The 13,335-nt window shown below is 66.2% G+C and carries 13 protein-coding genes; 5 read left to right on the top strand and 8 right to left on the bottom strand.

The features are described from left to right. Nucleotide 1 precedes the first annotated feature (1 nt). The 3 genes from zwf to pgl are packed head-to-tail and all read left to right on the top strand — an operon-like array spanning nucleotide 2 to nucleotide 3,196. Entirely contained in the window at nucleotides 2-1,543 is a 1,542-nt protein-coding gene (gene zwf, locus ACTDXD_RS23555) for a glucose-6-phosphate dehydrogenase (protein ID WP_440124598.1), read from the top strand. Further along, nucleotides 1,540-2,448: a glucose-6-phosphate dehydrogenase assembly protein OpcA gene (gene opcA, locus ACTDXD_RS23550; RefSeq protein WP_440124597.1), complete on the top strand. Its 909-nt coding sequence runs from the start codon at nucleotides 1,540-1,542 to the stop codon at nucleotides 2,446-2,448. Before zwf ends, opcA begins: the two co-directional genes overlap by 4 nt. After that, nucleotides 2,441-3,196, top strand: a complete 756-nt coding sequence (pgl, locus tag ACTDXD_RS23545; protein ID WP_440124596.1) for a 6-phosphogluconolactonase — start codon at nucleotides 2,441-2,443, stop codon at nucleotides 3,194-3,196. Before opcA ends, pgl begins: the two co-directional genes overlap by 8 nt. Before the next feature lie 14 nt (nucleotides 3,197-3,210). On the opposite strand, the gene ACTDXD_RS23540 is transcribed toward pgl, so the two are convergent. Next, nucleotides 3,211-4,161, bottom strand: a complete 951-nt coding sequence (locus ACTDXD_RS23540; RefSeq protein WP_440124595.1) for a GlxA family transcriptional regulator — start codon at nucleotides 4,159-4,161, stop codon at nucleotides 3,211-3,213. A 114-nt stretch (nucleotides 4,162-4,275) separates the two neighbouring features. Here ACTDXD_RS23540 and ACTDXD_RS23535 point away from each other — a divergent pair, with 114 nt between their 5' ends. Beyond that, nucleotides 4,276-4,467 (top strand): hypothetical protein, encoded by a 192-nt coding sequence (locus tag ACTDXD_RS23535; RefSeq protein ID WP_440124594.1) that lies wholly within the window; start codon nucleotides 4,276-4,278, stop codon nucleotides 4,465-4,467. A gap of 291 nt (nucleotides 4,468-4,758) precedes the next feature. Further along, nucleotides 4,759-5,247 carry an SRPBCC domain-containing protein gene (locus tag ACTDXD_RS23530; RefSeq protein WP_440124593.1) on the top strand — a complete coding sequence of 163 codons (489 nt, stop codon included), beginning with the start codon at nucleotides 4,759-4,761 and terminating at the stop codon, nucleotides 5,245-5,247. A 10-nt stretch (nucleotides 5,248-5,257) separates the two neighbouring features. Here ACTDXD_RS23530 and ACTDXD_RS23525 read toward each other — a convergent pair whose 3' ends face one another. From ACTDXD_RS23525 to gap, 7 genes are all read right to left on the bottom strand, one after another. Continuing rightward, nucleotides 5,258-6,517: an RNA polymerase sigma factor gene (locus ACTDXD_RS23525; protein ID WP_440124592.1), complete on the bottom strand. Its 1,260-nt coding sequence runs from the start codon at nucleotides 6,515-6,517 to the stop codon at nucleotides 5,258-5,260. Nucleotides 6,518-6,520: 3 nt separating this feature from the next. Beyond that, entirely contained in the window at nucleotides 6,521-6,865 is a 345-nt protein-coding gene (locus ACTDXD_RS23520; RefSeq protein WP_440124591.1) for a YciI family protein, read from the bottom strand. A 105-nt stretch (nucleotides 6,866-6,970) separates the two neighbouring features. Continuing rightward, nucleotides 6,971-9,727, bottom strand: coding sequence for a phosphoenolpyruvate carboxylase (gene ppc / locus ACTDXD_RS23515; RefSeq protein ID WP_440124590.1), 2,757 nt, complete (start codon nucleotides 9,725-9,727; stop codon nucleotides 6,971-6,973). Nucleotides 9,728-9,773: 46 nt separating this feature from the next. Then, entirely contained in the window at nucleotides 9,774-10,007 is a 234-nt protein-coding gene (secG, locus tag ACTDXD_RS23510) for a preprotein translocase subunit SecG (protein ID WP_054720914.1), read from the bottom strand. Between the two features lie 202 nt (nucleotides 10,008-10,209). After that, a complete protein-coding gene (tpiA, locus tag ACTDXD_RS23505; protein WP_440124589.1) occupies nucleotides 10,210-10,995 on the bottom strand; it encodes a triose-phosphate isomerase in 786 nt (261 codons plus the stop codon). Between the two features lies 1 nt (nucleotide 10,996). After that, nucleotides 10,997-12,208 (bottom strand): phosphoglycerate kinase, encoded by a 1,212-nt coding sequence (locus ACTDXD_RS23500; RefSeq protein ID WP_440124588.1) that lies wholly within the window; start codon nucleotides 12,206-12,208, stop codon nucleotides 10,997-10,999. Nucleotides 12,209-12,236: 28 nt separating this feature from the next. Then, on the bottom strand, nucleotides 12,237-13,253 hold the full coding sequence (gene gap, locus ACTDXD_RS23495; protein ID WP_440124587.1) for a type I glyceraldehyde-3-phosphate dehydrogenase: 1,017 nt from the start codon (nucleotides 13,251-13,253) through the stop codon (nucleotides 12,237-12,239). Nucleotides 13,254-13,335: the final 82 nt, after the last annotated feature.

The following is a 13,335-nucleotide window of genomic DNA, read 5'->3' as shown; positions in this document are numbered from 1 at the left end:
CGTGCGCGAATCCGGCGCGGCGGCGTGGGTCAACCCGCTGCGGGATGGCAGAGACCGTCGTCTTCCTCGCATCGCGGGACCATGCGCCCTCGTGATCTTCGGGGTCACCGGCGACCTCGCCCGACGGAAACTGATGCCCGCGGTCTACGACCTGGCCAATCGGGGTCTGCTGCCGCCCGGATTCGCATTGGTCGGTTTCGCTCGGCGGGACTGGGCCGACGAGGACTTCGGTCAGATCGTGCACGCCGCGGTCCGTGACCATTCCCGTACCCCGTTCCGCGAAGAGGTGTGGCAACGTCTCTCCGAAGGAATCCGCTTCGTGCAGGGCTCCTTCGACGACGACAGCGCCTTCGCGGAATTGACTGCCACACTCGAGAAACTCGACCGTGAACGCGGCACCGGCGGGAACCATGCGTTCTATCTGTCGGTCCCGCCTGCCGCGTTCCCGGTGGTGTGCGGACAGTTGTCCCGATCCGGGCTCGCCGAACCTGAGAACGGCGCGTGGAGCCGCGTGGTGATCGAGAAGCCGTTCGGGCACGACCAGGAAAGCGCCCGCGAGCTCAATTCCGTCGTCGGTGAGGTGTTCTCCGAGGATTCGGTGTTCCGAATCGACCATTATCTGGGCAAGGAAACGGTCCAGAACATCCTGGCGCTCCGTTTCGCGAACCAGCTGTTCGACCCGATCTGGAACGCGCACTATGTCGACCACGTGCAGATCACGATGGCCGAAGACATCGGCCTCGGTGGTCGCGCGGGGTATTACGACGGTATCGGCGCGGCCCGCGACGTCATCCAGAACCATCTGCTTCAGCTGCTCGCTTTCACCGCCATGGAGGAACCGGTCAGCTTTGCGCCGTCCGAGCTGCGCGCCGAGAGAATCAAGGTGCTGTCCGCGACCCGTCTCGCCGAGCCGCTCGACGAGACCACCGCCCGCGGCCAGTACACCGCGGGCTGGCAGGGCGGCGAACCCGTGGTGGGGCTGCTCGAAGAGGACGGGTTCGCGTCCGATTCGACGACGGAGACCTACGCCGCGATCACCCTCGAAGTCGATACCCGCCGGTGGGCGGGAGTGCCGTTCTACCTCCGCACGGGTAAACGGCTCGGTCGCCGTGTCACCGAGATCGCGGTGGTGTTCAAGCGCGCACCGCACCTTCCGTTCGACACCACGATGACCGAGGAACTCGGCCAGAACGCCCTCGTCATCCGGGTTCAGCCCGACGAAGGCGTCACGATGCGTTTCGGCTCGAAGGTCCCCGGCTCCGAGATGGAGGTCCGGGATGTGAACATGGACTTCAGCTACGGCCAGGCGTTCACGGTGTCGTCCCCCGAGGCGTACGAGCGGTTGTTGCTCGACGTACTGCTCGGTGAGCCGTCATTGTTCCCGGTGAACCAGGAGGTCGAATTGTCCTGGCACATCCTCGATCCGGTACTCGAGCACTGGGCGAAGTCGGGTCGCCCCGAAGGGTACGAGTCGGGTACGTGGGGCCCCGCTGCCGCCGACGAGATGCTGCGCCGCTCCGGCCGCGAATGGAGGCGACCGTGAGAGTTCAGTTGCGCGACACGTCCGCCGTGGATGTCAGCAAGAAGATCGTGGAACTGCGGCGCACGGGCGGTGTCGTCACGCAGGGTCGCGTTCTGACGTTGATCGTGTGTGCGGGCGACGCACGGCGTCTCGAAGCGTCGATCTCGGCGGCGACCGACGCGTCCCGCGAACATCCGTGCCGTGTCATCGTGATCGGCCGGGGACGCATGGACGGCCCCCCGCGCCTCGACGCGGAGATCCGGGTCGCCGGGGAGGCCGGGGCATCCGAGGTGCTGATCCTCGCGTTGCACGGCGAGCTCGGCGACCATCAGGAATCCGTGGTCGTCCCGTTCCTGCTTCCGGACACACCGGTGGTCGCCTGGTGGCCGAATCAGGCCCCCGCCGTTCCGGCCCTGGATCCGGTCGGGAAGCTCGCGGTGCGGCGCATCACCGATGCCACCAATGCGATCGATCCGCGGGCCGACATCGTGGGGCGCCTCACGGGCTACCGGCCCGGCGACACCGACCTTGCGTGGGCCAGGATCACGTACTGGCGCGCGCTGCTCGTCTCCGCGTTGGATCAGCCACCCTACGAGAAGGTCCTCTCGGCGACAGTGTCGGGTCTGCACGGGGAGGTCGCGATCGATCTGCTGGCGGGGTGGCTCGCGAGCCGGCTCGATTGCCCGGTCCAGCGCGCAGTCGGCGAGCTGCGCGTCGAGTTGCACACCGAAACTCAGACGATCGTGCTCGATCGGCCTCAGGACGGGCGTGTGGCGACGCTGCAGCGCACCGACAAACCCGACGCCCTGATCACCCTGGCTCGCCGTGACTCTGCCGAGTGTCTCGCAGAGGAGTTGCGGCGCCTCGATCCCGACGAAATCTACGAGGCCGCGCTGGCCGAACTGTCGAAGGTGGAATATGTCTGAGTTCGGACCCGTGGAGGTCGCGAAGTTCGCCGATGCCGATGCGGTCGCAAAGGCTGCTGCATCGCAGTTCGTCGAGGCGATCGTCGCCGCACAACGCGAGCGCGTGCAGGCATCTGTTGTCCTGACCGGCGGAGGTACCGGCATCGCGGTTCTCGAGCACGTGCGACGCGATCAAGGCGGCATCGATTGGTCGGCGGTGAACGTGTTCTTCGGCGATGAGCGCTTCCTGCCGCCCGGCCACCCCGACCGCAACGAGGTGCAGGCCCGCGCCGCGTTGCTCGATCTGGTTCCGATCGGCGCGTCGCGCGTCCACACGATGCCGGGGCTCGGCGAGAACGGCTGCACCACGCCGCAGGAGTCCGCTGCTCGCTACGCGGAGGTGCTCGCCCAGCACTCCCCCGACAACACCGTCCCCACCTTCGATGTGCACCTGCTCGGCATGGGCGGGGAGGGGCACATCAATTCGTTGTTCCCCCATACCGATGCGGTGCGTGAGGACGCCCGGTTCGTCGTCGGTCTCGACGATTCCCCGAAACCCCCGCCCGCGCGGGTGACGCTGACGTTGCCCGCGATTCAGCGGGCGCGACAGGTGTGGCTGCTCGTCACCGGTGCAGCCAAAGCCGACGCGGTCGCCGCGGCGGTCGGCGGCGCCGATCCGCATGAGATTCCCGCAGCGGGTGCGAGGGGCCGCGAGCGGACAGTGTGGTTCGTCGATCCGGCTGCGGCAGCGGATCTCCCGAAGCCCTGATCGTCCGACCTGTTCTACGCTCCGCGGAAGCTCATGCGGTAGTCGCGCGGATTGGTTCCGACAACACGCCTGAAGTGGTATCGGAAGGTTTCCGCGGCATCGAATCCTGTTGCACGTCCGATCGCCTCGACCGGCCGATCGGTGTGTTCCAGCAGCGACATCGCCGCTCGAATGCGCTGGCGGACAAGCCAGTCCAAGGGCGAGAACCCTGTGTATGCCCGGAATCTCCGATGTAGTGTGCGCGGCGACACGTTCGCTTCGGCCGCAAGATCCTGAACTGTCCACGGGCGGCCGACGTCGTCACCGACCGCACCGAGTATGCGCGTGAAGGCGGGGTCGTCGCGCACCTGAATCCGGTCGACGTCGACGAATTGGGCCTGGTCTGCGTGGCGATGTGGTGTCATGACCAACCGCCTGGCGATGTCGTTGGCGCGGTCCGGCCCGTGATCGTCCCGGATGAGGGCGATGCTGAGGTCGAGACCCGCGGATGCTCCGGCGCTGGTGACGAAGTTGCCGTCGCGCACGACGATCGCTGCGATGTTCAGGTCGACGGCCGGAAATGCGGACCTCATGAGGTGTTCGTGCCGCCAGTGTGTCGTGGCCCGTCGACCGTCGAGGAGTCCCGCTTCGGCGAGGGCGAACGCACCGGTGCAGACCGACACCATCCGGGCGCCACGTGCGGCGGCGGTGCGAAGCAGGTCGCCCCACTCGGCACAACGGTCGCGGTCGACATCGCGGACACCGGTCACGATGACCGTGTCTGCGTCGGCGATCGCCTCGATCGGGAATCGAGGGACGAGCGCCGCACCACTGAGCGTGGTCACGCCGGTCTTCGGCCCGCAGCTGCGCAGTTCGTAATCGAGTTCGGGCAGCTCGGACCACCGGAATCCCAGGGCTTCGATCACCGCCCCGTATTCGAGCAAGGTCATGCCGTCGTACACCGGAAGCGCCACCACGTGCGACATGGCCAAATATTACCGATACATGGCATCACTGCCACTGTTTCTACGGCATCGGCGGTGGTGTGCTCGAAGTGCCCGAGTAGTGATTCCGAACAGTGATTCCGAGGAGGTTCGTCCGTGAAGACCCACCCGTTGATCTCGACGCTGCATCATTTCCTCGCCGGGCTGGATGCTGCGACCCTGACCCACCACGGTATTCCCATTCCACCGACCCACCTCGCCCGCACAGCACCGGACGCCGCTCCGCAGCTCACTCCTCCCGCTCGTTCCGATCCGGGTCGTCCTGACCCGACCGATGCTGCGGCGTAGCCCCTCCCACATGCACGCAACGCATCTGCCTCAGGGAACGCGGGCCGCGGGCCACACGCAGGGTCCTCAGTGGTGACCTGGTTGGTACACATCGCGTCGTGCGTGGATCCATGCGGCGGGCTCCTCACGTGGTTGCCGCGGCGTGTCGCCGCGTGATTTCCCTCTCGTCAAGTTCGACGCGGCGGAGACCCGAACGGTTCCCTCCCCCACCCAATATGTCACCGCAACGTCGGCACACTGCGCGACAATGGGTGGAGCACGACGCCCAGAACGTGGGAGAGGAGAGTCACTGTGAGCACCCCGACGACCATCCCCGGAGCTGTTCGCCCCGAGCAGGATTGCCCGGACGGCTCGACCCTGGTCACGCTGCGGTATCAGCGCGTGGTCGTCTGTTCACTCGGCGAGATGTGGACCGCCCTGACCGATCCCGAATCCCTTTCCCGCTGGTACGGCTCTTACACCGGCGACCCCACTACAGGATGGATTCGACTGACGATGTCGGATCAGCACGACACGAGCACCAGCGATGTACGGGTGGTGACCTGCACTCCTCCGACGGGGTTCGTCGTCGACATCGACGGATGGTTGCTCGAAGTAGCGCTGCACTCGATCGGCCGGGTCACCACCGTCGAATTCTCCCATCGACACGTGCCCCGCTCGCAGGTCGGAGAAATCGGTCCCGGCTGGCAGTACTACCTCGACCGGCTCGAGGCTGCGGTGCTCGGGACCCGGCTACCACGGTGGGACGAATATCCCGATCTCGCCGACGAGTATCGGTAGTCTTCGTGCCTCACTTCGGCGTGATCTCGCTGAGCTTCATCGACAGGTACCGGCGTTCGGGCGCGGTACCCGCGAGGTCCAGCGCGCGCCGATACAACTCGGCGGCTTCATCGTGACGTCCGAGGCGGTGCAGCAACTCGGCTCGGGCTGCGGCGTACGGGTGGTGATTGCGAATAGCCGGTTCGCCGGCCAGGTCCTCGAGCAGAGTCAGTCCCGCAGCGGGACCGTCGCGCATCGCAACAGCCACCGCGCGGTTCACCGCGACGATCGGTGACTGCGTGAGGGCGCCGAGCACGTCGTAGAGCGCCACGATCTGCGGCCAGTCGGTGTCGTCGGCGCGCTCCGATTCGTCGTGCACCGCCGCAATCGCCGCCTGCACCGCATAGGGGCCGGGACGTCCGCCGGTCAATGCTTCACCGACCAGATACCGACCTTCGTCGATCATCGGGAGGTCCCAGCGAGTGCGGTCCTGATCGGCGAGCAACACCAGCGCGCCCGACGAATCGGTGCGCGCTTCGCGGCGGGCGTGCACGAGCAGTGTCAGGGCAAGAAGCCCGGTCACTTCACGTTCCGAGGGCATCAGCCTGCGCAGGATCCGGGCCAGGCGGATCGCTTCTTCCGCGAGGTCGAGGCGCTGCAGTGACTCTCCGGTGCTCGCCGTGTACCCCTCGGTGAAGATCGAGTACACGGCGCCGAGCACCACCGGCAGCCGCTCCGGCAGCTCGTCGGGGCGCGGCACCCGGAACGGGATGCGTGCACCACGAATCTTGTTCTTGGCACGCACGATCCGCTGGGCCATGGTGGTGCGCGGGACGAGGAAGGCCCGCGCAACCTCGCCGGTATCGAGTCCAGCGAGGCAGCGCAGGATCAGCGCGATGCGGTCGTCCGGCGACAATGCCGGATGGGCGCATGCGAAGAAGAGTTCAAGCCGATCGTCGGGCAGGTCGTCGCCCTCGGGAACCGTGCGGGGCGCGGATCTCTCGGATTCCACTGCGAGGACCGCCAGCCGCTCTGCGTAGGCGCGGTCACGGCGGAGACGATCGAGAGCGCGCCGGCGTGCAGTTGTGAGCAACCACGCTCCGGGGCGATCCGGGACGCCGTCCACCGGCCAGTGAATCAAGGCAGCTTCGATCGCTTCGGACGCCACTTCCTCGGCGAGGTCGAGGTCACCGAACCGGTGGACGAGCGCCGCGAGCAGCCGGCCGTGTTCCTCCCGGAACACCGTCTCGATCCGCAGCGCGGCATCTGCGGAGGTGTCCGGGTCGGTCACAACTTAGGCCCCGAACTCCGCGATGGGTCGCACCACGACACGGCCGCCGTCGCGGGACCCGGGGCAGCGTGCCGCCCAGTCGAGCGCGACGTCGAGGTTCGGTACGTCGATGACGTCGTACCCTCCGAGAACCTCACGACTCTCCGCGAACGGGCCATCGGTGACGCTGCGACGGCCTTCGGCGTCCACCTGGACGGAGGTGGCGGTGACGAGGTCTTCGAGGGCATGCCCGGAAACAAGGATCCCCGCCTCCTTCAACTCCTTGTCGTATTGCTGCCAATCCTCGAAGTCACAGGTGGGCTCGATGTCGGTTGCGGTGTCTGCGTAGATCATCAGCATGTATTTCACGACGGATCTCCAGTGTGCGGATGTGCGGCCGGGTTGCCGTACATGATGACGACGAACGGACCTGCCTCGAATCGACATACCGCGCGAAATTTCTTTCGGGGGATCTCAGCCGCTGTTGCGCAGCGCGGTGGCGAGTCCGTTCATGGTCAGCTGTATCGCACGCTTGACCTCGTCGTTGTCCTCGCCGCCACGATATCGCCGCAACAGTTCGACCTGCAGGTGGTTGAGCGGTTCGAGATAGGGGAACCGGTTGTGAAGCGACCGTTCCAAGGCGGGGTTGTCGGCGACCAGCGAGTCGTATCCGGTGATCTGCAAGTACACCTGCACCGTGCTCTCGTGTTCGGCGACGATCCGACCGAACACCCGCGCGCGTAGTCCTTCGTCCTCCACGAGTTCCGAGTAGCGGGCCGCCAACCCCAGATCCGATTTGGCCATGACCTGGGCCATGTTCGACAGTACGGAACGGAAGAACGGCCACCGTCGGTAGAGCTCCTGCAGAGTCGCGAGCCGGTCGGGGGCGTTACCGATCCATTCCGTAATGGCACTGCCCGTGCCGTACCAGCCGGGAAGCATCACACGCGACTGGGTCCAGGCCAGCACCCACGGGATGGCACGCAGGTCGGCTATCGCCTCGGTCGGTTTACGAGACGCCGGGCGGCTCCCGATGTTCAGATCACCGATCTCGGCGACGGGAGTCGAAGTGGTGAAGTACTCGACGAAGCCCGGTGTATCGTGCACCAGGCTCCGGTAGGCCCGATAAGCGAGATCCGCTAGTTCGTCGAAGACTCTGTAGGCCGCCGGTGCGTCGGCACCGAGGCCTTCGACATCGAGGAGCGTCGACTCGAGTGTGGCGGCGACGAGTGCCTCCAGGTTTCGGCGGGCCAGAACAGGATCACGGTACTTCGCGGAGATCACCTCGCCCTGTTCGGTCAGGCGCAGCGATCCGTTCACCGCGCCAGGTGGTTGCGCGAGGATCGCATCGTAGCTCGGGCCGCCGCCGCGGCCGACCGTGCCGCCCCTGCCGTGGAACAGCCGCAGCCGGATTCCGGTCGCGCGCGCGGCATCCACCAAGTCCAGTTCGGCGCGATACAGCGCCCAGTTCGCGGCGAGATAGCCGCCGTCCTTGTTCGAGTCCGAATACCCGAGCATCACTTCCTGCACGCCGTCGTGGGCATCGACGAGGCTGCGGAACTCGGGGACGGCAAGTGCCGCGGTCAAGGTCGTCGCTCCCCCACGCAGATCGTCGATGGTCTCGAACAGAGGTATCACCTGGACGGTGCATCGTGGGTAGCCCGCGTCGAGATCGAGCAGCCCCACCTCCTTGAGCAACACCTCCACTTCGAGCAGGTCCGAGACCGACGTGCACATGCTGATGACGTAGTGCTCGATCGCGGTAGGACCGATGCGGCGCACCGCAGCCGCAGCGGCACGGAGGATCGCGAGTTCTTTTGCGGTCTCCTCCGTCAGGTGGGCCTCGGGCGTGCTCAATGGCCGACGGACGCGCAGTTCCGCGGTGAGCAGTGCGACCCGGGCATTCTCGTCGAGCTCACGGTAGCGGTCGGTCACCCCCGACCAGGCGAACAACTCGGCCACGACGCGTTCGTGGACCTCCGAGTTCTGGCGCAGGTCCAGCGGGGCGAGGTGGAATCCGTACACCTCGACAGCCCCGCGGAGCCGGGCCAGGCGGTCATCGGCGATCACCGCGCTGCCCGCACCCCGCAACGAGACGTCGAGGATTCCGAGATCGGCGAGCAACTGGGCCGGCCTCACGTAACCCACCGGCTCACCGTCGACGGTGTCGGCCAGTTCGAGTCCCGGATGCAGGCGCATCACGGTCGCAGAGAGCCGGCGGCGGATCCCGTGGACCGCTCGGCGGTACGGCTCGTCGCAATGGGCAGGGTCGTTGTCGCCGGAACCGTCCGCGAGCGCCTTCAGCTGTTCGGTGACCGGAGTGATCCGAGCCGACATCGACAGTTCGCGCTCTAGCGCCGCGAGTTCGCCGAGGTGGTGACGCAGCGCCGTCGCGCTGGCTCTGTCGCACGCTGTCGCCACGACGTCGGCGTCGACGTTGGGGTTGCCGTCGCGGTCACCACCGATCCACGACCCGGGGCGCACCAGGGGCTGGGTGAGGATCGCTGCACTGGGCCAGCGGCGGCGCAATTCGCGGCGGATCTCGGTGTTGAGTTCGGGGACGACATCGAACAGCGCGAGTTCGTAGTACCGCAGACCGTTCTCGATCTCGTCGCTGATCCGTGGCCGCGACAATCGGATCAACGCCGTCTGCCACAGCGTCAGGATCTGTCGGTGCAGGTCTTTGTCGAGTAGCTCACGCGCATGCGCGTCGGCCACGTTGTCGCGGCGACGCATGAGTTCGGTGACGGCGGTTTGCACGTCGAAGATGGTGCGGCGACGGGTTTCGGTCGGATGCGCGGTGATGACGGGAGCGACAAGCGCGGCGGCGAGGGCGTCGGCGACAGTGCCCGGATCGAGGTGCGCCGCATCGAGCCGGATGTAGGTCGCGGCGAGGGAGCTGTCCGGTGCTGGGTCGCCCGCATGGACGTGGACGGCGCGGCGACGTTCGCGGTGGAGATCTTCGGCAAGGTTCGCGAGCAGAGCGAAGTGACTGAAGGCACGCACCACCGGAATGGCATCGGCGGTGGGGACCGCGGTGAGACGCGCGGCCAGCTCGGAGCGTTCCAGTTCGGAACGCCGGATCTGGAAGCTGGCGACACGTGCTGCTTCGACAAGACCGAAGATCTCGTCGCCCGCATGTTCTCGGACGACGGCGCCGAGGATGCCGCCGAGCAGTCGGATGTCGTCGCGGAGTGGTTCGGTGGCCGAAGCCGGAGCGGTGTCGGTCATGCGCTCAGTATCCGCGGCCGGTTGCCGCTCCGCGAGCGCTACAGCGTCAGCTGAACTTGATCTGCAGCCCGATACCGAGGATGGAGATGACCCAGATGATGCCGACGAAGAGGGTCACTCGGTCGAGGTTCTTCTCCGCGACGGTCGAACCGGACAGGCTCGATTGGACTCCGCCACCGAACAGGCTCGACAGGCCGCCGCCCTTGGCGCGGTGCAGCAGCACCAACAGGATCAGCAGGAGGCTGGTGGCGATCAGGAGGATGTCCAGGAACAGTGCCATGTCGGTGTTCGGTGTCCTTCGGCTGGTGGGTGACGTCGGCCGTCAGCTTACCCGGTGGCCGGGTGCATGCAGATTCGCGGCACCGCAGTCATGCATGACCTCGCGTTGCCGCGAAACGCAGTCGAGCTTCGACAATGACTGTGGGGTGCAGGATCAGCACGGATCCTGCACCCCACAGCGGTGACACCAGCGTGTCGATTGCCTAGAGCAGCGGGCCTCCGGCAGCGATCGCCGACAATTGCGCGAACTCGTCGGCCTTGAGCGATGCACCGCCCACGAGACCTCCGTCGACGTCGGTTTGAGCGACGAGCTCACCGACGTTCTTGGCGTTGACGGAACCGCCGTAGAGGACACGGACGGACGCCGCGACCTCGGGCGAGGCCAGCTCGGCGAGGGTGGCCCGCACCGCGGCACACACCTCCTGAGCGTCGGCGGCCGAGGCCACCTTGCCCGTGCCGATGGCCCAGACCGGCTCGTATGCGACGACGATCTTGGCGATGTCGTCGGCGGACAGCCCGGCGAGCGAACCCTTCAACTGTTCGACGTTGTAGGCGACGTGGTTGCCCGCCTCACGAACGTCGAGACCTTCACCGATACATACGATCGGGATCAGACCGTGCGCGAGCGCAGCCTTCGCCTTGTCGCGGACGAGCTCGTCGGTCTCTCCGTGGAGGGTGCGCCGCTCGGAGTGTCCGACGACGACGTAGGTGCATCCGAGTTTGGCGAGCATGGCACCGGAGATCTCGCCGGTGTAGGCACCGGAACTCTGCGCCGACACGTCTTGCGCACCGTAGGTGAGCCCGATCTTGTCGCCTTCGATCAGGGTCTGCACCGAGCGGATGTCGGTGAACGGCGGGATGACCGCGACATCGACCTTCTCCAGGTACTTGTCGGGGAGGGTGAACGCGATCTTCTGCACCAGTGCGATGGCCTCGAGGTGGTTGAGGTTCATCTTCCAGTTGCCCGCGATGAGCGGTTTGCGTGCCATCTCATGCCTCCAGAACAGCGATGCCGGGCAGTTCCTTGCCCTCGAGGTATTCGAGGGAAGCGCCACCACCGGTCGAGATGTGCGAGAACCCGTCGTCGGGCAGACCCAGCTGACGCACCGCCGCTGCGGAGTCGCCGCCGCCCACGACGCTGAACGCACCCTTACCTGTGGCTTCGACGATGGCCTCGGCTACGCCTCTGGTGCCTGCCGCGAACTTGTCGAATTCGAACACGCCCATCGGGCCGTTCCAGAACACGGTCCGGGCCGCCGTGAGCAGCGACGCGAAACGCTGCACCGACTCCGGGCCGATGTCCAGCCCCATCCACCCGTCCGGAATCTCGGCGACGGGAACGGTCTTCGCTTCGGCATCGGCGGAGAAACTGTCGGCCACCACCACATCCTGCGGGATGTGGAGGACGTCGGCGAACCGGTCGAGCAGGCTCTTGCACGTGTCGATCATCGACTCCTCGAGCAAGGAGTTCCCGACGGAAATACCCTGTGCGGCAAGGAATGTGAAGCACATACCGCCGCCGATGACGAGGGTGTCCACCTTCGGTGCGAGCGCTTCGATCACCGCAAGTTTGTCGGAGACCTTCGAACCGCCGAGAACCACCGCGTATGGACGTTCGGTATCGGTGGTGAGCTTGGCCAGCACCTCCACCTCCGCAGCGACGAGACCGCCCGCGTAGTGCGGAAGCAGCTTTGCCACGTCGTACACCGACGCCTGTGCGCGGTGCACGACACCGAAACCATCGGAGACGAACGCGCCGTCGTCACCGACTAGCTCGACGAGCTCACGGGCGAGCGCCTGACGCTGAGCCTCGTCCTTGCTGGTCTCACGCGGATCGAACCGAATGTTCTCCAGCAGGAGGATGTCGCCGTCGGTCAGGCCCTCGGAACGAGCGAGGGCGTCCTGCCCGACGACATCGCCGGCGAGCTGGACGTTGCGGCCGAGCACCTCACCGAGCTTCGCCGCAACGGGAGCAAGCGAGAACTTCGGATCCGGCTCGCCCTCGGGGCGACCGAGGTGCGCGGTGACGACAACCTTGGCGCCCGCTTCCGCGAGTGCTGCGATCGTCGGCGCAGACGCGAGGATACGTCCGGGATCGGTAATCGTCGCGCCGTCCAGGGGGACGTTGAGGTCGGAGCGCACGAGCACACCGCGCCCCTCCACCCCGGCGTCGAGCAGATCCTTCAGGGTCTGAACTGCCACTGTTCGGGTGTCCTGTTCGTGTGGGGTGTCAGAGCGACTTGGCGACGAGACCGATGAGATCGGCCAGGCGGTTCGAGTAACCCCACTCGTTGTCGTACCAGGAAACGATCTTGACCTGGTCGTCGATGACCTTGGTCAACGGCGCGTCGAAGATCGACGAATGCGGGTCGGTAACGATGTCCGACGACACGATCGGGTCGGTGTTGTACTTCAGGATGCCCTTCAGCGGTCCCTCGGCAGCAGCCTTCATCGCCGCGTTGATCTCGTCGACGGACGCCTTGGTGCGAAGGTTGGCGGTGAGGTCGGTGACCGAGCCGGTGGGGATCGGCACACGCAGTGCGTAGCCGTCGAGCTTGCCGAGCAGCTGCGGGAGGACCAGGCCGATGGCCTTGGCGGCACCGGTGCCGGTGGGGACGACGTTCAGTGCGGCGGCGCGGGCACGGCGCAGGTCGGAGTGCGGACCGTCCTGCAGGTTCTGATCCTGCGTGTAGGCGTGGACCGTCGTCATGAGGCCCTTCTCGATGCCGAAGCTGTCATCGAGGACCTTGGCGATCGGGCCGAGGCAGTTGGTGGTGCACGACGCGTTCGAGATGATGTTCTGGCTGCCGTCGTACTTGTCGTCGTTGACGCCCATCACGATGGTGATGTCCTCGCCCTTGGCGGGCGCGGAGATGACGACCTTCTTGGCGCCTGCGTCGAGGTGGCCCTTGGCCTTGGCTGCGTCGGTGAAGATACCGGTGGACTCGACGACGACGTCGACACCCAGGTCGCCCCACGGCAGTGCGGCGGGGCCTTCCTTGATCTCGAGAGCCTTGATCTTCTGGTCGCCGACCACGATGAAATCGCCCTCGACACGCACGTCCTTGTCGAGGCGACCGAGGATCGAGTCGTACTTCAGGAGCGTCGCCAGGGTGTCGTTGTCGGTGAGGTCGTTGACCGCGACGATCTCGATGTCCGTGGTGCCGAGCGCCTTCTGCGCCTCGACAGCACGGAAGAAGTTACGTCCGATACGACCGAAGCCGTTCACGCCTACGCGGACAGTCACAGTGAAGCTCCTTTGCCCAGAATTTAAGTTTGCCCAGAATCCAAGATGAGTCTGCTGGTGTGACCACTACTCTAATGTGCGT

It is taken from the genome of Rhodococcus sp. SJ-3, from assembly GCF_051918125.1.
Taxonomy (GTDB): Bacteria; Actinomycetota; Actinomycetes; order Mycobacteriales; family Mycobacteriaceae; genus Rhodococcus.
The sequence above is the reverse complement of the archived record's forward strand: the minus strand, read 5'-3'. Positions and strand labels throughout refer to the sequence as shown.